The organism is Borreliella carolinensis, from assembly GCF_032595855.2.
Classification (GTDB): Bacteria; Spirochaetota; Spirochaetia; order Borreliales; family Borreliaceae; genus Borreliella; species Borreliella carolinensis.
On record NZ_CP132453.1, the window covers coordinates 262,898 to 284,961 of the forward strand.

18 protein-coding genes are annotated in these 22,064 nt (G+C 28.1%); 5 read left to right on the top strand and 13 right to left on the bottom strand.

What is annotated here, in order from left to right; all coding sequences use genetic code 11:
- Positions 1-93 precede the first annotated feature (93 nt).
- From recJ to rpsU, 3 genes are read left to right on the top strand one after another with little or no spacing between them, the layout of a single operon-like run.
- Positions 94-2,214, top strand: coding sequence for a single-stranded-DNA-specific exonuclease RecJ (recJ, locus tag QIA46_RS01255; protein ID WP_317268162.1), 2,121 nt, complete (start codon positions 94-96; stop codon positions 2,212-2,214).
- Positions 2,207-3,151: a M23 family metallopeptidase gene (locus QIA46_RS01260; protein WP_301341429.1), complete on the top strand. Its 945-nt coding sequence runs from the start codon at positions 2,207-2,209 to the stop codon at positions 3,149-3,151. Before recJ ends, QIA46_RS01260 begins: the two co-directional genes overlap by 8 nt.
- A gap of 14 nt (positions 3,152-3,165) precedes the next feature.
- A complete protein-coding gene (rpsU, locus tag QIA46_RS01265; protein WP_002656880.1) occupies positions 3,166-3,375 on the top strand; it encodes a 30S ribosomal protein S21 in 210 nt (69 codons plus the stop codon).
- A 37-nt stretch (positions 3,376-3,412) separates the two neighbouring features.
- Here rpsU and QIA46_RS01270 read toward each other — a convergent pair whose 3' ends face one another.
- The 4 genes from QIA46_RS01270 to QIA46_RS01285 are packed head-to-tail and all read right to left on the bottom strand — an operon-like array spanning position 3,413 to position 9,749.
- On the bottom strand, positions 3,413-5,776 hold the full coding sequence (locus tag QIA46_RS01270; RefSeq protein WP_317268163.1) for a DNA translocase FtsK: 2,364 nt from the start codon (positions 5,774-5,776) through the stop codon (positions 3,413-3,415).
- The gene (locus QIA46_RS01275) at positions 5,773-6,573 is read right to left on the bottom strand and encodes an undecaprenyl-diphosphate phosphatase (protein ID WP_301341431.1); all 801 of its coding nucleotides are present in this window, start codon (positions 6,571-6,573) and stop codon (positions 5,773-5,775) included. The genes QIA46_RS01270 and QIA46_RS01275 overlap by 4 nt, the downstream gene beginning before the upstream one ends.
- Before the next feature lie 13 nt (positions 6,574-6,586).
- Positions 6,587-8,740 carry a flagellar assembly lytic transglycosylase gene (locus QIA46_RS01280; protein WP_317268561.1) on the bottom strand — a complete coding sequence of 718 codons (2,154 nt, stop codon included), beginning with the start codon at positions 8,738-8,740 and terminating at the stop codon, positions 6,587-6,589.
- Positions 8,733-9,749 carry a hypothetical protein gene (locus tag QIA46_RS01285; protein WP_317268164.1) on the bottom strand — a complete coding sequence of 339 codons (1,017 nt, stop codon included), beginning with the start codon at positions 9,747-9,749 and terminating at the stop codon, positions 8,733-8,735. The genes QIA46_RS01280 and QIA46_RS01285 overlap by 8 nt, the downstream gene beginning before the upstream one ends.
- 207 nt (positions 9,750-9,956) lie before the next feature.
- Here QIA46_RS01285 and QIA46_RS01290 point away from each other — a divergent pair, with 207 nt between their 5' ends.
- Positions 9,957-11,339, top strand: a complete 1,383-nt coding sequence (locus QIA46_RS01290) for a tetratricopeptide repeat protein (RefSeq protein ID WP_316256077.1) — start codon at positions 9,957-9,959, stop codon at positions 11,337-11,339.
- Between the two features lie 7 nt (positions 11,340-11,346).
- Here the strand turns inward: QIA46_RS01290 and QIA46_RS01295 are convergent, their stop codons facing one another.
- Complete coding sequence (locus tag QIA46_RS01295) at positions 11,347-12,600, bottom strand: M23 family metallopeptidase (protein WP_317268165.1); 1,254 nt, start codon at positions 12,598-12,600, stop codon at positions 11,347-11,349.
- 61 nt (positions 12,601-12,661) lie between these two features.
- On the opposite strand from QIA46_RS01295, the gene lepB reads away from it, so the two are divergent.
- Entirely contained in the window at positions 12,662-13,168 is a 507-nt protein-coding gene (gene lepB, locus QIA46_RS01300; protein ID WP_317268166.1) for a signal peptidase I, read from the top strand.
- A gap of 24 nt (positions 13,169-13,192) precedes the next feature.
- Here the strand turns inward: lepB and QIA46_RS01305 are convergent, their stop codons facing one another.
- From QIA46_RS01305 to flhA, 8 genes are read right to left on the bottom strand one after another with little or no spacing between them, the layout of a single operon-like run.
- Entirely contained in the window at positions 13,193-14,662 is a 1,470-nt protein-coding gene (locus QIA46_RS01305; protein ID WP_317268167.1) for an Hsp70 family protein, read from the bottom strand.
- On the bottom strand, positions 14,640-15,158 hold the full coding sequence (locus tag QIA46_RS01310) for a DUF6115 domain-containing protein (RefSeq protein ID WP_317268168.1): 519 nt from the start codon (positions 15,156-15,158) through the stop codon (positions 14,640-14,642). The genes QIA46_RS01305 and QIA46_RS01310 overlap by 23 nt, the downstream gene beginning before the upstream one ends.
- 19 nt (positions 15,159-15,177) lie before the next feature.
- A complete protein-coding gene (locus tag QIA46_RS01315; RefSeq protein ID WP_317268169.1) occupies positions 15,178-15,480 on the bottom strand; it encodes a hypothetical protein in 303 nt (100 codons plus the stop codon).
- Between the two features lie 26 nt (positions 15,481-15,506).
- A complete protein-coding gene (locus QIA46_RS01320) occupies positions 15,507-17,411 on the bottom strand; it encodes a FapA family protein (RefSeq protein ID WP_317268170.1) in 1,905 nt (634 codons plus the stop codon).
- Positions 17,412-17,413: 2 nt separating this feature from the next.
- The gene (locus QIA46_RS01325) at positions 17,414-17,893 is read right to left on the bottom strand and encodes a hypothetical protein (protein ID WP_317268171.1); all 480 of its coding nucleotides are present in this window, start codon (positions 17,891-17,893) and stop codon (positions 17,414-17,416) included.
- Between the two features lie 6 nt (positions 17,894-17,899).
- Positions 17,900-18,787, bottom strand: coding sequence for a MinD/ParA family protein (locus QIA46_RS01330; RefSeq protein WP_002556868.1), 888 nt, complete (start codon positions 18,785-18,787; stop codon positions 17,900-17,902).
- An 11-nt stretch (positions 18,788-18,798) separates the two neighbouring features.
- A complete protein-coding gene (gene flhF, locus QIA46_RS01335; protein ID WP_014023517.1) occupies positions 18,799-19,965 on the bottom strand; it encodes a flagellar biosynthesis protein FlhF in 1,167 nt (388 codons plus the stop codon).
- Positions 19,966-19,968: 3 nt separating this feature from the next.
- Positions 19,969-22,062, bottom strand: a complete 2,094-nt coding sequence (gene flhA, locus QIA46_RS01340; RefSeq protein WP_317268172.1) for a flagellar biosynthesis protein FlhA — start codon at positions 22,060-22,062, stop codon at positions 19,969-19,971.
- Between the last annotated feature and the right edge of the window lie 2 nt (positions 22,063-22,064).

The following is a 22,064-nucleotide window of genomic DNA, read 5'->3' on the forward strand; positions in this document are numbered from 1 at the left end:
AAAAATAATGCTACTACTTAAAATTAATCTATGGTGAAGTTAGTAAAGAAGAATCCTTGAAAAATCGATTAAAAATGAATTCTAGAGAAGTAAATGAAAATTTGGAAACAAAAAGAAACTAATATACAAGCCCAAGAATTAACTCGCATTGCCAAGCAATATAATATTAATACCTTTGAAGCAACTTTACTCATAAAGCGAGAAATCAAAGAAGAAGATTTTATGTTTTTTCTTGAAGACAGTGTAAATCTATTACACAACCCATTTTTATTAAAAAATATAGATAAATTTATAAACAGAATTAATAAAGCAATCAAAAATAATGAAAACATATTAATCTTTGGAGATAAAGATGCTGATGGAATCACCGCAACAATAATAATGTATGAAACTCTTAAAGACTTTGGGCTTAATGTAAGCTATAAAATACCTTCAAATGGGGAATTTTATGGACTTTCAAATGAATTGATTAACAGAGCTTTAGAAAAAAAAATCTCTTTAATAATAACTGTTGATAATGGCATTTCTAGCATTGAAGAAATAAATTATGCAAACTCTAAAGGAATAGAAATAATAATAACAGACCACCATCTTCCAGGCGAAGACTTTAAAACTGAAAGCATAGTTATAAATCCTCATCTAAAAGATGACAAATATCCATTCAAAGAAATAGCGGGATGTTGTGTAAGTTTTAAAACTTGCCTTGCTCTTAGCATATCCTTTACAGACCTTTATTCTAAAAATCTTGTATTTTTATTTTTAGAAAACACAAAAAATGAAATTATTCTTCATGCAATAGAAATAAACAACTACATTCTAAAACAATATTTAAGATTAAATAATAAAAATGAACCCTTAATTAACTCAAACAAACTAGAAAAATTTGTACAAAACAAATACGTAGTAATCTTTAACAAAGAAGATCAAGACCAATTACTAAATAAACACTTCGCAAGAAACATAAACACAATTGATATTAGTGAAAATTTTATAAAAAAATATCCAAATTTTAGAAAAAAAACATTAACTGACTTAATCCAAGCAACTAAATATTTCAAATATAAAGAAATTGAGATTAAAGACAAGCTTTACTATATATTTTACAACATAATTTTTGAAACTAACAAAAATTTGCTCCAAAAATGTCTAAAAAGACTTAGCTTTGTTGCAATAGGAACAATAGCAGACAATATGCCCATTATTAATGAAAACAGAATAATCCTAAAAGTAGGGCTTAAAGAAATCGCACTAAGAGAGAGAATGTCTATTAACTATCTATTAAAAGATGCAAACATATTAACAAAACCAAATATAAATTCAATGGATGTTGCATATAAAATTGCACCAATACTAAATTCAACAGGAAGGCTTGAAAAAGCAGATATTGCAATAAATTATTTACTAACTAACGACATTAATCAAATAGAAAATAAATTTAAAGAAATAAAAGAAATCAACGAACTGAGAAAACACAAAGAAGAAAAAGCTTGGAATTCACATAATAAAAATACTATTTTTAAAAACGATAAATTCATAGTCTGCTACGATAAAAATACCCCAAAAGGAATAAGCTCTAGAATTGCAACTAGACTTTCTGCTTACTACCAAAAAGTTGCTATTTTTTTAACAAAGCAAGACAATATTATTAAAGGATCAATTAGATCAAACAATAAAATCAATTCAAAAACACTAATATCAATAATACCTTCCCATTTAGTAATAAATTCGGGGGGGCATAAAGCTGCTGCTGGATTTACGCTGCATGAAAATTTACTAGAAGACTTTATTAAAGAATTGGAATACGCAACTACAAAAGTTGAATATGAACCTGCTGATGAAAACAAATCAATACTAATAGATGCCATTCTTCCAAAGAATTTAACAAAAGATTCTCTTTTCAAAACAATAGAAATATTTGAACCTTATGGCTATGAATTTAGAGAGCCAATCTTAATGATGGAAAATGTTTATCTTCAAGAACTCAAAATAATTGACAAAAATCATAGCTCAAAACATATAAACATGCGCATTAAATCACAAAACGATTACTATAAAGCCATTTTTTTTAACGGAACAAAAACAATAGAAGAATTGGATATAAAAGAAGATCAATACTTGGACATCATTTTTACAGTTAATGAAGATTTTTATTGTCCTAGGGAAAAAATTTTGAAAATCATAGACATAAAAAAGAGCGCTCAAATCAATGCATAGAATACAAAAAGCTTTACTTATATTATGTATTCTAGGAATAGAAAATATAAATTCAGAAATAACAAATACTGTTCCTAAAGTCCAATATAAAAAAGAAGCATTTCAAGGAGATTACATATACTTTGCAAGTAACAAAAATTTTAAAAGTTTATCACTTTTAAGCACAAATAAAAATCCAATCATAAGCTCTTCTCCATTTAAATTTACAGTGGGAAATAAAATTTATTACATAGCATTTATGGGGATTACACCAATGATAAAAGAGGGTAAAAGAAAAATTCAAATAGAATTCGAAAATAAAAGCTACATCAAAGAAATAGAAATAAAAAAATTTAACTTCAAAAAAACAAAAATTAGCTTTAATAAAGAAAAAGCCAAGCTTATAACCCAAAAAAAATCAATAAAACAAAAAGAACAGGCTTTGGTTTTGTGGAATATTATTGGCAATACTGGAGACACAACAATATACCACTATGATGCTTTAGTTAAACCAATAAAAGATCAATATATTGTAACAAGCCAATACGGAGATTTAAGGCTTTACATGCAAGGTAGCAAAAAAATTTCAAATTATACAATGCACAATGGAATTGATTATGCCCCATTTAAAAGAGAAAATACTCCAATTTTTGCTGCTGGTAAAGGAAAAGTTGTATTTGCACAAAATAGAGAGCTAACGGGTAATACCCTTATAATACAACATTTACCGGGCGTATTCACAATTTACCTTCACCTCTCAAAATTAGGAATAAGTGAAAATAAAATAGTTAGTGCTGGGGAATATATTGGACATACTGGAAATACAGGCCTCTCAACAGGCCCTCATTTACACTTCGAAGTAAGAATTAATGGCATAGCAATAAACCCAGATTTCCTTTTAAATGACATGCTTATTGACAAAAATAAAATAATAAATAATATTAAAAGAATAGAGTAAAAGGAGGTGATTTTTTGGTAACAGTCACTGTGGACAAAAATGAAAATCTTGAAAAAGCATTGAAACGTTTTAAAAGAATGATTGAAAAAGAAGCAATTATTCGCGAATGGAAAAGAAGAGAATACTATGAGAAACCATCCACAATACGTGTAAAAAAGGAAAAAGCTTTTAAAAGAAAACAAGCAAAAAAAGTAAGAAAGTTAAAACAAAAAACTAATAGATAGAGATCACAAGAGATGTTCAAATGGATATCTCTTTATTTTAAATTAATACCTCTCTTGGTTTTGATCCATTAACGGGTCCTACATATCCCATATCTTCCATAATTTCAATAATTCTAGCTGCTCTATTGTAGCCTATCTTCAACCTTCTTTGCAGATAAGATGCTGATGCTTTTCTTGTGACTTTAACAATCTCAAGAGCTTCATCAAACATTGGTTCATCAGAAGGTCCAAGAGCAACTAAATCTGACTCTTTTGCGCTATCAATAAATATTTCATCATCAATATAATTTGGAGAACCAAATTTTTTAACCTCTTCAACAAGTCTGTAAACTTCTCTTTCCTTTAAAAATCCACCCTGAATTCTTTGGGGAAAAGGATTTAAAGAGCTAATATAAAGCATATCCCCTTTTCCTAAAAGCTTTTCAGCACCAGAAGACCCAAGAATTATTCTAGAATCCATAGAACTGGCTACCATGAAAGAAATCCTTGAAGGAAAATTGGCTTTTATTACACCCGTAATAACATCGACTGAGGGTCTTTGGGTTGCAAGAACCAAATGAATCCCCACAGCTCTAGCCATTGCAGCAAGCCTAGAAATTAAATTTTCCAAATCTTTTCTTGCAGAAAGAATAAGATCTGCAAATTCATCAATAATTATTACAAGATATGGCAAAACCATTAAATTTAAATTCTCATCTTTTATTTTTTTATTATAAGAAGAAATATCTCTTACCAATAAATTATCAAGAAGCACATACCTTCTCTCCATTTCATCAAGACACCATCTAAGAGCTTCTAAAGCTCTCTTGACATCTGTAATAACTGGGGTTAATAAATGAGGAATATCATTGAAAAGTTTAAGCTCAACTATTTTGGGATCTATCATAATTAATTTCACTTCATCTGGAGATTTTGAAAAAATAATTGAAGCAATTAACGAGTTCACACAAACAGATTTACCCGCCCCTGTTGCACCAGCTATCAACAAATGTGGAGAATTAACAAGGTCAAAAACAATATTTTCACCACTAATCTCTTTTCCAAGAGCAAAAGGAATTTTAAAATCACCTCTGAATTCCTTACTGTCTATTATCTCTGAAATCAAAATAAACTCACGCCTTTTATTAGGAATTTCAATTCCTACAGCTTCTCTGCCAGGAATTGGAGCAATAATCCTAACCCTAATAGCCGCAAGCCTTAAGGCAATATTATCAGAAATAGAAGTAATCTTAGAAAGCTTAATTCCCTTATCTGGACGAACAGCATACATTGTCACAACAGGGCCCTTAATAATATCAATTAATTTTGCATTAATATTAAACTCTTTTAATGTCTCTTGGAGAATCATTGATTGCTTTTGAATTTCTTTATCATATTCAATGTCCTCTACATCATTTTTAATCTCTTTTTGATCAAAAACTGAAATATCAATAATGTAAGAATCGCTTTTTTTATTCAAAGATACATTTTCGTTATAAACATGAGAAGTAGTAACTTGACTGATTATGCCCTTAGTCCTTATCTCACAGGCTTTAACTTTTCCACTAAGAATTAACTTATTATCCTCAAGATTGTCTAAATATTTATACTCACAAGACCCATCAATTTCATCTACATTTTCATCTGAATTTAAAGCGCTATCATTTGAAGTCTCCTTATTTAAAGGGCTTGCTTCTTCGAGTTCTGAGCCTTCAAAAACAGTTTTGTCTAAATTAATATTGGAAGGCTTTTTATTGTTTCTTAAAAAAGCGCTAAATGACCATAAAGCCTGATATTCCTCATCATTAATAATATTCTCTTTATCATCAAAACCTTGAGAATCTTTTAGATCATCTGCAGAATCTCCATAAACTTTAATATCTTTTTTTACATCTAATGAATTTGAAAAGGGGAAATAACTTAATATATTTTCAAACAAAATTTTAATCTTAAACTCTAAAAACTTAAAAGCATCTAAAATAAAATTTATATCTTTAAAAAAGATATAATTCAAGTAAATCCAAACAACAAATTCTAAAATTAAAAGAGTAAAAATAAAAAAATTCCCTAACACTATACCAAAATTAATAAGAAATATCTTAATAAAATAAGACTTTTCAACATTAGAATTAATTTTTATTAAAAATATTAAAGTGAAAAACAATATTACAGTATAATTCCAATTAAATACAAATCGTTTAGTAAAAATATGTTTTTTATAAGCGTACCAATTAACAATTGGATATACTATTAAATAAAATGACAAAAATGAAAACACATTAAGAAGTATTTGTCCTAATAAATTAAAAACAAAAAATATAAATACATTGTTTAAAGGGGTCAATGCTACAAAAAGAGAAAAAGAAATAACCGAAAGCATGAAAAAAAACAAAAATTGAAAATACTGATAAAAATCTTTCATATTCTAAAAAATAACAAACTTATAATTGAAAGTGCAAATAAATATATCGAAAAATAATACAGCTTTTTGTTATTAAGCATTTTAAAAAAGAAATTTATTGAGAAAATACCAACAACAAAAGCAACCAATGCTCCTAAGTTTATTTCAAAAAAATTTAAAACCATAAAAATATCATAAAATTCTTTATGTTTTAACAAAATTGCTCCAAAAACTATTGGGATTAAAGATAAAAATGAAATTTCAAATGCACTTTTTCTATTAAATCCAATAACCGAGGCAGAAAAGATTGTAACTCCCGAACGAGAGATTCCCGGGAATGCACCTAAGCCCTGCATCAGCCCCATAAAAATTCCCACTAACAAAATATTGCCTTTAAAATCAATTTTTAAAAAATTAAATTCTAGCATCAAGATTAAAATCCCTGTTATAATAAAATTAATTAAAACAAAAGGCAATGTAAACATTCTCTCGTATTTTGAAATAAAAATTCCAACAACTCCGGTAACAATAGTTATTATTAATATCAGCAGCATTAATTTTAAATTTTCTAAATCAGATTTATCAGTTTTTCTTATAGAAAATCTAATAAAAGTTAAAAAAAGCTCTAAAATCCTTTGGCGATAGTAAATAATAATCACTAAAACTGTTGCAAGATGTAAATAAATGTCAAATATTATTGAGAGCTTTAAATTCATAAAATGCCTAAAAAGTAATAAATGTCCCGAACTAGATATTGGCAAAAACTCTGTAATGCCTTGAACAATGCCCAAAATAATTGCATTTAAAATATTTGTCATTAAATGCTCCACACTAATTTTTGGGAAATTCGCCCATAATTTCAACTATTACCGAATCTATTCCCTTTTTTTCATACAAAGCGTCATAAAATACCGAATAAACCAATATTTTTTTAATATAATTTCTAGTCTGACTAAAAGGAATTGCCTCAATAAAAAGCTCTTTTGACAAATGTCCATAACTTTTTTCCCACTTTCTAACATTGCCAATGCCTCCATTGTAAGATGCAAGAGCCTTATAAAGACTGCCGGTTGTAGATATTCTTTTTTTCAAATAATATGTTCCAATTATTATATTATCTTTTGGAATCTTTAAATCATAATTAAAATACTTAAGTTCTTTAGAAATATCATTTGCTGTTGATGGCATAACCTGCATAAGGCCAACAGCACCTGGTTTTGAGACAGCATTTTTCTCAAAACTACTCTCCGCTTTTATTAAAGAAAATACAACGCTGGTTTCAAGCCCTCGCCTTTTAGACCAATATTCTACCAAAGATCCATACAAATAAGGATAAAGCCTTTTATAATCATTTTCCATCAAAGCCGATTCATCTTGATTTACAAGATAATTAATCACAAGAGTTGCATCGTAGTAATTTTCACTCTTTAAAAGCTCATCATATACTTTTCGATAAAAATCGAGTGAAAATTTATATCCATTCCTAAAATCCTCAGAAATAAACCCTCTAACATAATTGCAAAGATTGAATTTTAAAAACCCTTCCAAAAAAATCTCATAATCGGATTGTTCATATTTAATATCAGACCCACCTATAAAAAATTCATCAATATTTTGATCTAGCAAGTATCTGCTCATAAATGAAGAATAAGACCATTTATCATAATTAACAGCAGAATGCAACAGACTCTTATATTCTCCGTTTACACCAGGTTTAATTAATTTATGATATATAAGCCTTGCATTAATAAAAGCAAGCTTAGACAAAATAGAATTAGAAATAACTTTTTGAGCATTAGAATAAAGTTTATAAAGATTGTCATAGTCTTCAAGCTGAATTGATTCTAAAATATAATCTTCTAAAATCTTAATAAAAGTAGAATTTCTTTTATCGCTTTCAGTATAAAACTTGGCTACGCTTTCGGCAAAATAATCTCTTGCACTCTTAGTAAAAATTAAATTGCTAAAAGCAGTATTAAGCAAATCAAGCCTATTAATCTCATTATTAAGATTTAAACCTTCAAGATATTCTTTTAAAAGAAGAAGTCCTAAATTATTTTTTTCTCTAAGATTTAAAATACCTAAATAATAATTTTTATATTTGCTCTTTATTTTACTAAAAAATGTTAACGCATTTGAAACTTTGCCAGAACTAATAAAAGCCTTATAAATATCACTTAATACAATGTTATTATCATAATAATCATTTAAACCATTTTTATTTAATATATTTATTGCACTATTAAAATTGCCATTTGCCACTTCATACTTAAATCTAACAAGATTTAAAAAATTTGCACCAAAGTATTTAGACTTATTTTCAATAATAAAATAATCATAAGCTCTTACATGTAAATAATTTGCAGGTAAATTCTCAAAAAGTTCATTAAAGTAAATTTTTGACTCACTTACATTAGAAAGATTAAGATAAAGAGCTGCTTTTAATAAAATATTTTCATTTTCCTGATAATCAGGAAATTCCATCTTATCAAGCTTATTTAAAAGACTAAGTGCCTTATCATTTTTCTTTTGCCAATAAAGACTTTTAAAGTAACCTAAGATAATAAATTTATTATTTTCGTATTTTTTATAAAGCTTCTCCCCAATCAATTCAGATGCAAAATATTCTTTTATTGAGTTAAAATATTCAATAAGCTTAATTCCAGCAAATTGAGATGCAATACTATCCCCGTTAGCTATAGCCTTTTTCATATACTCTACAAATTTCTCTTCAAATCCTATTTTTTTAAATAAATAAGCAACATATATATAAGAATTTGGATCTATATTAAAATGCTTGTCAAAATTTTTTTTTGAATAATCAAAATTCCATAACCAATTTAAATTATTTAAATCAAACTCTTTTGAATGCGCCCTAATAAAATTATTGCCTGAGATTTCTTTTTTTGCAAAGCAAGAAACTAAACTTAAAAATAAAAAAAGAAAAAGAAAATTTTGTAATACGAAAGAACTTCTATTAAATATATTGATCTTTTTCATATCTCTCAATTCTCTTTTTACCATATTCAAAGTAATATGAAACAAAATCTCTAGGCTTTAAAATTTTTGAAAAAACTAAAAACAAAGAAAAAAAGATCAAAAGAAAAAGAGAAATAAGGCTCAAATACAACATAGGAGAATGAACCACCCCTTCACTTGAATTTAATTTAAAACCATTTTTCATCTCATCATTTTCAAAATCTTCTCTAAGATCTCGTTCAACATCTTCATCTGAAGTATCTATTAACTCCTTGTCAATATCTGCAATGATGTCTTCAACGCTTAAATCACGCAAATCTTCCTCTTCCTCTAAAGAAGAATCTTCTAATTTTTGAAACTCAAAATTATTAAGATTTAAAGATCTCTCGTCAATATGCTTGATTTTTTCAGTTTTTAAATTAAGCTCTTTAGAATCAACAAGACTATCGTCGTCATTATCATCAAAATCTTCGAAATCTGAGTCATTTGTTTCAATTTTTTGATCTTTTTCGGTTTTTAGATCTAAAGAATTAATAGTAGACATACTTACATCAGAAACATCTTTTTTGACAAAATCATCTTTTTCTTCAAAATTTAAATCAAATTCAGAACCCAAATTTTCAACAGACAAATTATTGCCAATATTACTTTTAAAATCATTTAAAGGGTTATCCCTATTAGATCCTTTAAAAGTTTGATTAAAATCTACAAGACTTAAATCAAACTTCGATTTATCTTGAATCCCATCAGACTCACTATAAACATAAAGTATTTCATCCATAACTTTAAAATAAACATTGATACTCAAACTTTCCTTTTTTAAATTATCTAAGAAAAAAGAACCAACTAAAAAAGGATCTGAAAAATCTTCATATTCACTAACATAAAAATTCAACTTAATACTGGTATCACCTTCAACCTTGCCCAATATTATTCTCTTAACAGAACTATCATCTAAATTTAAAACCGAATAATACTCATTATTAGATAATTTTATCGCTAAAAACCCTTTCAAAAATCATAACCTCTTTGCTTTGTTAATTTTATTGAAATCAAACTTATGCACTAAATTATAGTTATCATTATTATTATAACTATAATATAATATAAATAATGTGATATTCAACTTACAAATTACTTTTATTTTAAGCAAATAACTTTTATTAAAAGTAACTATGATGATGCAAATTAATGAGATATTTTTAATTTAGGAGCAATACAAGTGCTGTCACTATTTATATTAATCTCTTCATTTACAGTATTTATTTTAGTATTTTTATTTTTTAAAATAGCATTAAAACTTACAATAGGCAAAAATATAGGAAAAATTAAAAAAGATGATGAGAGAACCCGAAAATTAATCGAAAGAGCAATTTCTCTATTGAAAACAAATCCAAACGAAATAGGTGCACTTGAAACTTTAAATAATTACTACTATAAAAATAAAGACTATGAAAATGGTATAAAATATGCAAAAAAATTATGCCAATTAATAGAAGACAACCCAATAAGTCAAGAAATAAACACATTTAAAGCTTTTTTAAGCTATGGATTTTATAATCTTAAAAGAAATTTTAACAGAGAAGCTTTGGAATATTTAAGAAAAGCTTTTCTGATAAAAAAAACAGATGAGGATGCAAATTATTATCTTGGCATAGCATTTTTAAAAAACGAAATGTATAAAGAAGCGCTTTACTATCTTAAAAAAGTTCACAATTTTAATAAAAATAATAAAGATGTCCTAAAATACTTAGGAATAACTTTATTTAATCTAGAAAGCTATAGACAAGCTGTTATGATATTTAACAATATAAAAAAAAATATACAAGACGACATTGAAGCTCTTTTGGCATATGCTAAGTCTTTGTCAAAAATGAATCAAGACCATTTAGCAATAGAGATTGCTAACAAAATAAAACAAAAAGACGGAATGATTTATGAAGCTTTATTGATTACATCTGAGATTCATTCAAAAAATAAAGAATTAGAAAAATTAGAACAAAATATTAAAGAAATAATAAAAGTAAAACCTGACTTGCCTAAAAAAATTTTCCTTGAATTATTTTATAATCTTGGAGAACTCCAAATCTCTGTTGAAAATTATCAAAAAGCTACAGAAGCTTTTACCAAAGTTGAAGAGATTGATCCAAATTATAAAAATATTAAAGAAAAATTAGAATTTAGCAAAAGGTTAAACGAAAATATCGCCTTAAGAATATATTTACGCAGCTCAAAAGAAAATTTTGAAAAAATAGCAAATGAAATTATTTTAAAACTATATTTAAATAAATTTCAAATAAGAGATTCTAAAATAAACGAAATAACAACACAATTTATTGATATAAACTTTCACCTAGCTAACAATCAATGGGAAGAAAATTTAATAGTGCGCTTTGTAAGAACTGAACAAGATACTTTTGGTGAATTGTTCTTAAAAGATTTCATTTCAAAAATAAAAGAAAATAAAATAAAAGGACTCTGTATTGCTCCATCAAAATTCTCTTTAAAGGCAAAGCAAATGATTGAAGGAAGGCTTATCGATCTAGTAGAAGGCAAAAAACTAACTCAAATACTTAAAAAAATTAACATATCTAAATACACATGAAAAAATATTATCTTAAATATTTCATAGGATTTTCAGTTTTGCCATTCTTAAAAATAGTAAAATGCAGATGATTGCCCGTACTATAGCCAGTGCTCCCCATATAACCTATTACCGATCCCCTTGAAACTTTTTTACCAACCTTAACGGCAAAAGAATTCAAATGTGCATATAAAGTTTGAAATCCGTTGCTGTGAGAAATAACAATATATTTCCCATACCCTCCCGCATTAAATCCAACAGTTACAACAATGCCCTCTCTTGAAGCTTTAATAGGGGTATTAGCTAAATTTGCAATATCTATTCCATTGTGAAAACTAATAACTCCTGTAAAAGGATCTGGTCGATAACCATATCCGGAAGTAATAACACCCTGCACAGGATAAATAAAAGTCTCTCCTAACACCTCCTTTAAAAAATCTTTGGGCAATCTTCCTCCGGGAATAAACAATTTTTGCCCTAAAGACAACACTTCATTATCAAGATTATTAGAATCTAAAATATCAACTTTGGGAACATTATAAACACTGGCTATAGATGAAATAGAGTCATTTTTTTTAACAACATAAACAATTCCTTTCATATTAGGAACTTTAATAATTGAATTTGGCTTAATACTTCTTACATCTTTAATTTCATTAAAAGAAATCAAGGTTTCACTAGTTATTTGATATCTAGCTGCAACATGTGAAAGCGTTTCTCCAGGCTTAATTTTATGATCAAATACCTTTAATACAAAATTTTTTTTAAATCTAGGAACATTTGAAGAAACATTAGATTCGGGCAAATAACTACTAATTTGAGCTACATCTTGATCGCTATAATATAAAAATGTATCAATAAAATAATCTTTGGGTAAAGAAAGCCTATTTAAAAAAACATACGAACCATAATAAGAAAAAATATTAATATAAAATGTTAATATAAAAACAAAGATTATTGCATTAAGCTTAAAAATAAGCTTATAATCAAATTTTACACTAAAGATATCAAAAATTTTCTCTCTTAAGCTCTTATAATAATATTTATATTCATAATGATTAATATTTTGTATTTTAAGATTATAAAAAAATAAAGAAACTTTTTTAAAAAAATTGATTTTTTTTTTAAAAAAGTTCTTAAACTTGAAACCTTTTTTTCTTCTTTTGCCAATATTAGAAATATTTGCAAAATCTTTTAATTCAAAATTAACATTCTTTTTATTATTGAATAAAAAATTTTTTTTACGTTTTTCTACCCTTTGTTTTTTTTTTGGTATAATCATAACATGCTATTTCATTATACAATAGAAAATTGCATTTGACTGAAAGCATCGTTTAAAAGTTATGAGAATATTTAAAGCCCACAAATATGAACTAGCGTCGATTTTAGCCGCTTGCTTATTTTTAATAACCCTAATAAAGTTGTTCTTATCATTTTACATAGTAAAAGGCGAATCAATGAGCCCAAAAATATTTGAAAAAAATTGGATTGTAAATCATAAATTTGCATATGGAATTAGGCTTAAAAAACGCCAAAAATACCTTTTATTATGGAAAAACCCCAAAAAAAATGAAATGGTACTTATTAAAGACCCCATAACAAACAAAATTGCCGTTAAAAAAATTTTTGCAATTCCAGGAGAAAAATTTAAACAAATAGAAAAAAATAAAATATGCATACATGATTTAAACTTTAAAATAGATGAAAATTTTTTTAAAAAAAATATTAAAAAAATTCCTGAAGACCACTATTTAGTTATAGGAGAAAACAAGCAGATCTCATTAGACTCAAGAGATTACGGATTTATAAAAATTGACAACATATTGGGAAAAATAATTTATTACTTTTAAAAAAATCTTTGTTTATTTAAGCTTTTAATCAATAATACTTGTAAAAGTGCTTGAAAGGCTTTCTTTTGCTACATTGTCAGATGAGCTTGTAATTTTTATTTCAATAAAATTAGAAGAATTGGTTTCTAAATCTTTAGCATTAACACTCAAAATACCACTTTCATTTAAAGTAAAGAGTACCTCTATTTTAGGAATTCCTCTTAAAGCTTTTTGAATATTGCCAAAAGAAAACCTACCTATAGAATAATTCAAAGAGGCTTTTTTATATTCACCTTGAAGTATGTGAATCTCAATTTCATCTTGATAATCATTGGTAGTCGTAAATAGTTTACTCCTAGAAATTGGTAAAGCAGCATTTCTCTCTATTAAAGTAAAAAATTCATTGTCTTTTATCTCAAGTCCAAGAGAATAAGGAGTCACATCCTTAAACTTGATAACAGAGTCATTTCTAGAAAGACTAAAAGCATGAATACCAGCACCAATAGCTACAACTTCATCTTGATTTAAAGCATCTAAAATTGAAACAGAAGGAAAAGATTCTTTTAAAACTTTTTGGATCAAGGGAATCCTTGTTGAACCACCAGAAAGTATAATTTTTGAAACACTACTAATATCAACTCCAGAATCAGCAATACATTCCATAGATAACTGAATAGTTTTGTCAATATATTCACTTATCATTGAATTAAATTCATCCCTTTTAAGATTATAATTTAAATGCTTACCATCAAGGAAAAGCAAAGTAATATCAACCTCTTCCATAACAGATAAATTTTTTTTACCCTCTTCAATTCGTTCTCTTAGTTGTTCTAGAAGAAAAATATCTTCTAGATTAAAATCAGGATATTCATTTTTAAAACTATCTAAAACATGCTTTTCAATAATTTTATTAAAATCATTGCCTCCAAGCCGACTTTGCCCTTTAACCGAAAGAACAGTATAAGTGTCGCCTTGTTTTTCCATAAGAGTTACATCAAAAGTCCCACCCCCAAGATCATAAATAAGAAAAATTCCATCGATCTTTCTTTCAAAGGCATAAGCAATAGCAGCTGCGGTTGGTTCATTAAGTATAGCCTTACAATTCAAACCAGCAATATTTGCAGCCTCAACAACACATCTTCTTTGAATCTCAGAAAAATATGCAGGAACTGTTATTACAACATTTTCGATCTCTTCATCTAAAAATTTTTCAGCATTCTTTTTAACACTAGAGAGCAAATGTGCTGAAATATATTCTGCTCTATAAAATTCGTCATCTACTTTATAAAAGTTATTAGAACCTATGTTGGTTTTAAAATCATAAAATGTTTTTTGTGGATTGACTAATATTTGATTTTTAGCGGCACTTCCAACAAAAACATCCTTATCTGAGAAAGAAACAATGGAAGGAGTCATTCGCTCGCCCATTTCATTTAATATTATCTTAGAACTAACATCAAAATACGATGCCACAGTATTTGTGGTTCCAAGATCAATACCTATCCATTTTTTCATGAATACCTCCCCTATGTATTGAAATAATTAACTCAACCTCACCTAGATCTAATTTAAACTTTTTAGCAATAGCTTCAAAAGACATGCCTTGTTCATGAAGTAAAATAATCTGATTGCGAACATTATAACTTTCTTTTATTATATTCTTTTCAATAGTAGGCATAGAATAATCCAAATTGCTTTTATAAATTTCATCATTTTTCGATCCAAAGCTAGAAGAACTATTACCAGGAAGAGTACTGTTAAACCCCAGCAGTCTCTGATCAAGAATTTCAATTCTCTCGTCAACCTCTTTAATGATTCTATTTAAACTTTCAATTTTTATTTCAATAATATTTATATTTCTATCTGTAGCTTGATTAATTTCAATAATTGTTTTATCTACCTCACTTTTGAACTTTCTAAGTATGCTATTAGATTTTATTTTCAAATTAACATACACATGAAAATATATAAACATAAATATAATTAAAATAAGATAAAAAACAATAAACATATAAAAACCCTAAAACATTTTATCTCTTAATATTAACATTTTTGCCAATTTTAGGATCTTCAAATTTATCAGAATATAAATTAAGCATTACCTTCTCTTTATTCTTATTTTTTTTAACTGGAAACGAAAGCAAATAATTATCCTCGACCTTGCTAACTACACACACATTGCTAACCTCAGAGTCAGCATGACAATCTCTTAAAAATCTATATCTAGCATTTTGATTAATTTTTAATCTTTTACGCTTTTCACTTTCACTTAAAAATTGTCTAGCTTTAAAAGATCCAACAACAGAAATCTTAAAAACTTCAAATGTATCCATATACAAATCCTTATATTAAAGATCATTCACCTAGCCTTAAAAGGAATATAGGTCATAACTTTAATATAATTATCATCCTCGACAAAAGTAACATTGTTGTAATCTTTTGAAAGCTCATAAAAAGCATTTTTAATATAAAGTTTAACACCTAAACAAGCTATATTTTCAACAGAAACTTTACCTTCTATCTTAGTATTTTCAAGCTCATTTTGCAAATCAATTCGCTTAGCCTCTATCATTTTTATTTCCATTCTAAGAATTTTACTCTCATTAACAAATTCATTGTAACTATCAATCTTTAAGGATTTTTCTGCCTTATCTGTAATAAGCACAATATTCTTTTTTAAAGCAACAATATCTTTAGTTAAAACTTCTAATCGCTTTTCAATCTTTTCAAGATGACTAGTAAACCTAGTTAATAAATCTTTAATTTCAGGATCATAGCCAACATCAATGCAAGTTTCACAACTTCTATCAGAACCTATAGAATAAGCCCTAACCTCTTCTTTGGCATAAACATTAGAACCAACTATTTTTGATTTTTTACCGATACAAAGAACTCTCTTTTTAGAAGAAACTGAAGAATTCACAATACCCCTTAAAACTTCAACTTCCCCGCCACAATTTAAAGTAACATTTTCTAAAAACTTAGCCCTAACATTACCTCGAGCATAAATTTTAGAATCACCCTTACCATTCACACCACTATGAAAAATAATAGACCCATCCGTTTTTAAATTGCACCGGCCCACCAATCCTTTCACCTCTATTCCACTTTTGGCCATAATATTGTATCCGTCCAAAACATTGCCTTGCACAAGAACCATCCCATTATTTACTATATCCCCAGTAGCAGGCCCAACATCACCTTTGACTAAATAAATATTATGAACAGATATTACACCATCTGAAACAGACATATACCCATTACATTTTGCCCGAATTTTGTAGCCATCTTTAAAAGTATTCTCACCCAAAATAAAATTAATATCCTGTCCACTATCTGATTTTAACACTTTGCCAAAAACGGTATAACCATCTACACCTTTGCCAAAAGGAATAATTCTGGCTAACTCCTCGCCTTCAATAACATTTCTAAATCCTATGCTTGAAACCTCATACTCACCAAGCCTATTATTTTCATCAACAATAAAATCAATATAAGAATCCTTGCCTTTTACTGGCTCTAACCCTTTTGCAAGTTCAACAGGCTCGCCATAAACAGGATAATCCACAAATTTTGCTACTTTATCCTTAAGTATTGCAATATCTATTACTCCATATTTTCTAAGAATATTAAAAATATCTTGCGCAAAAATTTCAGCCCCATTAATTCCAGGCGCAGTAAATTCAATGGTAACTGACATTGAATTTTCTGATATTTGAACCATCATTGTAACATTTTCAGAAGGATCAGATTCAAAATCAGCAATTTTTTCATAATATCCACTAGCATTCTCAACTATACCCTTCACAATGTCTTTATTAAAATTTTCAATATTGCTATGTAATTCTAATTTAGAAATAACATCTTGACAATTAATAGAAATTCCTTGTCCCTTTGGAGAGATAACCTTTAGAAATACACCTTTTGAAGATTTCCTGATAAAAAATTCACCATCTGATGAAATCACCTCTTCTTTGCCCGAATCATTTTTTGAATCAAGAGACACTTTGGGCTTGCTAGAAGAATTCCTATAGGCAACTATTTTCCATTTTTTCTTCCCATATCCCAATATACCACCACTACCTTTCGACAAAATCTCATAGTCTAATTCTTTATAAGGCACCGAGAGCTCCAAAGAAGCACTATTTAAGGCTTCTTCAAGGGTATCTGCTTCTATTTCCATCAAATCAACATGATTTTCTCTTTCTAAATAAGATCGCATCTTATCACAAAGTTCAGAAAAATTTATAGCCCTGTCATCCATATCTATTCCTTCTTGCTCATTAAAGTTTTAATAGCATCCGCAACAACTTTAGGATCATTATCTTCAATAAATGAAATTTTTTTATTTTTGTCACTCCCCCTACTCATGTCTTCAGTATCAAATTTATACTTTTTAACCTCTTCTATAAAATCAACACTACCACTGTTATTTTGAGACTTATCATAAAGAGAATTTTTATTTTGAAAATTAAGATTCTCTTTAAAATCCTTGTCACTTTTCTTATCATCTTTAAGCTTATTTTCCATATCACCCGACAATTCCGTTGAAAAAAGATTGGATAAATATTTCTTATAGATAAACTCAATTAAAAGTCCAATAATAAAAAAAAATACAAACTGTAAAAAAGATCTAATTAAGATTGTAAAAAATGATAAGCCACAAAACAAACCTAAAACCGCTGAAATAAACAGTGCTGACACACTAGCTAATAAAATATACTTTAATTCCCTGCTTACAAACATAATGTCTTATTCCACACCAAAAAATCTTAATATAAAACCTATAACCCCTCTTCTTTTTCTGTTATCTAGAGAAACCTCCTCAAGGGTGGCAACAATAGAATCAAGACAATAGCTAGCTTTGCTATTTGGATTTACCAAAACAAAAGGCTTTTGCTTAAAAACAGAACTTCTAATGTTTTGATCCTCATAAATATGACCCAAATAATCAATATTTAAATTTAAAAATTGCCCCGAAATATCTATAACCTTTTTAGCAACTCCCTTAGCCTCACTAACATTAGCTACTCTATTAACAATAAGCCTTAAATTTTTTAAATTCTCCATCTTATAAGACAAAACCTTTATTATTCCATAAGCATCGGTAATAGAAGTAGGTTCTGGAGTAGTAACAATAACAACATCGTCACTAGAAAGCAAAAACGAAATAACTTGCCTTGAAATTCCAGCACTAGTATCTATTACAACTATATCATATTCATATATTTTTAATAATTCTTTTATAAATTTATTAACATCAACATCAGAGAGATCTAAAAGCTCCATTGTACCAGAAGCACCGGCTAAAAGATCAATATTGTACTCGGTCTTTGTTATTACTTCTCTGATATCACGACTTTGAGCAATCATATGATATATACTATACTTGGGAATAACTCCAAGCAAAATATTAACATTAGCCATTCCAATATCAGCATCAAGTATTAATACCTTTTTACCAAGCTCAGAATATTTAAGAGCAAGTCCAATTGCAATATTACTTTTACCAACACCACCTTTGCCACTACTAACAGCAATAAATCTTGTTTTACTGTTTTGAACTTTCTCATCAACTGAAAAATTAAATTTACCGTTTAATCTCATCATATCTCTTAAACTTTGAGCTTGATCTTCCATTATAACTTTCCTTAATAATAAGATTTACTTTTTATCTTCTTAATAAACTCTGAGTCATCGCTTATTCTGTAGCCATTTATTCTTCTAATAAAAGTAAGTGGTTCTGCAACACTGATATTATGAGGAACAATTTGCCCATCCGTAACATAAGAAACTACTTTCTTCATTTCATAAATCAAACTTATCAAATTTCCAACACAAGTGGTTTCATCCACTTTGGTAAAAATCACAGTTTTATAATTAAAAGGGGAAAATTGGTGAAATATTTCTTTAACATCTGATGTTTTTGTAGTAGAACTTACAGCCAAATGAAATTCGGCATCTCTTCCGCAAGCATTAAGAAGTTCCTTCATTTCAGCAAGCTTCATAAAATCTTTAGGACTTTTACCAATTGTATCAACAAGTATAAGATCGAAATCCTTTGAATCAGTAATTTCATCTTTTAAATCTTTAAAAGACTCAATTGCTCTAACCGGAATACCCATAATATCACCATAAGTTTGAATTTGTTTTTTAGCTCCAATACGATAATTATCAATAGTAATAATTTTAATATTTAAACTCTTAGATTCTCCATTAATACCATAAATTGCTGCAAGTTTTGCAATTGTAGTAGTTTTTCCAACACCTGTTGGACCAACTAAAATAAAAACCCTTTTCTTAAGATTATCAATAATAGATCCTGAACATTTAATTGTCTTTGCAATATACAAAACAACATCCTCTCTAACCCTCTCATAATCATCAAGATCTGACAAACTAAATTCTCTCTTAATAAACTCATTAATGTCTTTAATATAATTTTCAGAAAAATCATTTTCTCTTAAAATGTCTTCAATTTTTGTAATTGTTGGATGATTAATATTTTCTTTTTTATGAGCAAGTTCTGTTTTAAGAGACTTAACTTCTTTAAGCACATCTTCAATTGAAGAATTTTCTTCTCTTTTAATGCTTTGAAGAATTTTTCGCTTTTCATCTTCAACATTAATCTGTTGATTACCAATGTCATATCTAACATAGCCTGAAACTTCAACCCAATCTTTGCTAAATAAACCTAAAATTCCCCCATGAGGAACGGTTTTATAAGTCATAACCCTAGCATTCTTACCATATTTTTTCTTAATTATCTCTATGACTTCATTATAAGTTGGACCTTTTTCTGTAAAATACTGAACCATATATTATTCTTCAACCTCTACTGTTTTAAGAACATTAACTTTAATATTTTGGGGAACCTCTAAAACAGACATAACAACAAGATCTGGAATCTCTCTACTTGTTATCACTTTTATTATAGGTCTTGACGATTCGCTTGAGAGAACAACTGGATAAAATCCTTCTGCTTGAACTTCGTTTACAATTTTGAAAAGTTCATAAATAAATTTGGTTTTTAAATTAGGATCAATTGAACTTATAAGATCGTGATTAGATTCTACACGAGAATCAATTATTATTTGCTCAAAACCGGGATTTAAAGTTATTACATTAAGCTCAGAATTTAAATCTAAATATCCACTAACTATTTGCCTTCCAATTGATTGCCTACATTTTTCAATCAAGAAAAATATGTCCTTGGTAATACTTGTGAAATCTGCAATTGTTTCAAAAATTGTAACCAAATTGCGAATTGAAACCTGCTCTTTTAAAAGACCTTGTAAAACTCTTTGAATCTCACCAACTGAAAAATTCTTAATAACCTCTTCAACAATAGCCCCATAATCCTTTTTAAAAACATCAAGGGTATTTTGAACATCTTGACGAGTCAAAATTTCGTAAGAATGTCTTTTAATAAGCTCTGTCATATGAGTAGCAATAATCGAAGGAGGATCTACAACAGTATATCCTAATTTTTCAGCAGTTTCTCGCCCATCATCACTTACCCAAAGAGAAGGAAGTCCAAATGAAGGATCCTTAACAAGATCTCCATCTATTCCAGAATCAATTCCAACATTTATCACCAAAAATTTTCCAAGCTTAATCTCGCCTCGCCCAACCTCAACCCCTCTTAGTTTAAAAGAATAAGCGTTGGGCTCAAGCCGCATATTATCAACTATTCTAATCTTAGGCACAACTATGCCAAATTCAAATGCAATCTCACGCCTTATCTTAACAATACGATCAAGAAGTTCAGAAGTTTTTGTATCATCAACTATTGGAACAAGATTATATCCAATCTCAAGAGCCAATGGATCAAGCGGAACAACAGGGGCAACATCTTTATCTGAATAAATTGACGCTTGTTCTTCTTCGAGTTTCATTTTTTTTTCTATTTCTTCTTTTTGTCTTATTCCTGACAGAGAATACGCTAAAAATGCAATTAACAAACTTAAAAAAATAAGAATTGGGGTTGGAAATCCAGGAAGAAAAGCTAAAAAAAACAAAAACCCAGAAACAATCCAATAAATTCCTAAATGATTTGTGAATTGCTCAAAAATCTCGCCACCAAAACTATTTTTTGAAATCGATCTGGTAACAATCAAGCCTGTAGCTGTTGAAATTAAAAGAGCCGGCAATTGAGACACAAGCCCATCACCAACTGTTAATGAAACATAATTATTAAGAGCTTCGCTAAAGTTAAGACCTTGCAAAGTTATTCCCACCAATAAACCACCAAGAATATTTATAAGGGTTATTAAAAATCCAACCTTAACGTTTCCTGATACAAATTTAGAAGCTCCATCCATTGCCCCATAAAAATTTACTTCTGATTGTAAATCGTTTTTTTGCCTTGTAGCCTCTTCTTCTGTCAAATTTCCAGAACTGTAGGCAGAATCAATGGCCATTTGCTTGCCAGGAAGTGCATCAAGCGCAAACCGAGCTGCAACTTCAGCTACCCTTGTTGCTCCTTTGGTAATTACAATAAATTGAACAGCAATAATTATTATAAATATTATAAATCCAATAACAAGTCCTTGAATTCCAGAACTACCCACAACAAATGTCCCAAATGTTCTTATCATTTGCCCATCAAAATTTATACCTTTAGTTAAAATTAACCTAGTAGAAGAAATATTAAGAACGAGTCCAAAAATAGTCATCACAAGCAGCAATGTGGGAAAAACAGAGAAATCCAGAGATCTCTTAGAATAAAGAACAATTAAAATAATTAAAAGACTTATTACTAAATTAATCGTAATCAAAACATCCAAAATAACTGCGGGAAGAGGCAAAATAAATCCAGCAACAACAAATATCAAGCCGATCGAAATTATTAAATCAGACTTATTATCAAGCCTCAAATACCCTAATATAGAATTTTTTCTAGCATCCAACAATA

Excerpts from the sequence above, each read along its gene's own strand:
- recJ (WP_317268162.1), top strand. The coding sequence starts at position 94 with ATGAAAATTTGGAAACAAAAAGAAACTAATATACAAGCCCAAGAATTA.
- QIA46_RS01260 (WP_301341429.1), top strand. The coding sequence starts at position 2,207 with ATGCATAGAATACAAAAAGCTTTACTTATATTATGTATTCTAGGAATA.
- QIA46_RS01270 (WP_317268163.1), bottom strand. The coding sequence starts at position 5,776 with ATGAAAGATTTTTATCAGTATTTTCAATTTTTGTTTTTTTTCATGCTT.
- QIA46_RS01275 (WP_301341431.1), bottom strand. The coding sequence starts at position 6,573 with ATGACAAATATTTTAAATGCAATTATTTTGGGCATTGTTCAAGGCATT.
- QIA46_RS01295 (WP_317268165.1), bottom strand. The coding sequence starts at position 12,600 with ATGATTATACCAAAAAAAAAACAAAGGGTAGAAAAACGTAAAAAAAAT.
- lepB (WP_317268166.1), top strand. The coding sequence starts at position 12,662 with ATGAGAATATTTAAAGCCCACAAATATGAACTAGCGTCGATTTTAGCC.
- QIA46_RS01305 (WP_317268167.1), bottom strand. The coding sequence starts at position 14,662 with ATGAAAAAATGGATAGGTATTGATCTTGGAACCACAAATACTGTGGCA.
- QIA46_RS01310 (WP_317268168.1), bottom strand. The coding sequence starts at position 15,158 with ATGTTTATTGTTTTTTATCTTATTTTAATTATATTTATGTTTATATAT.
- QIA46_RS01315 (WP_317268169.1), bottom strand. The coding sequence starts at position 15,480 with ATGGATACATTTGAAGTTTTTAAGATTTCTGTTGTTGGATCTTTTAAA.
- QIA46_RS01320 (WP_317268170.1), bottom strand. The coding sequence starts at position 17,411 with ATGGATGACAGGGCTATAAATTTTTCTGAACTTTGTGATAAGATGCGA.
- QIA46_RS01325 (WP_317268171.1), bottom strand. The coding sequence starts at position 17,893 with ATGTTTGTAAGCAGGGAATTAAAGTATATTTTATTAGCTAGTGTGTCA.
- QIA46_RS01330 (WP_002556868.1), bottom strand. The coding sequence starts at position 18,787 with ATGGAAGATCAAGCTCAAAGTTTAAGAGATATGATGAGATTAAACGGT.
- flhF (WP_014023517.1), bottom strand. The coding sequence starts at position 19,965 with ATGGTTCAGTATTTTACAGAAAAAGGTCCAACTTATAATGAAGTCATA.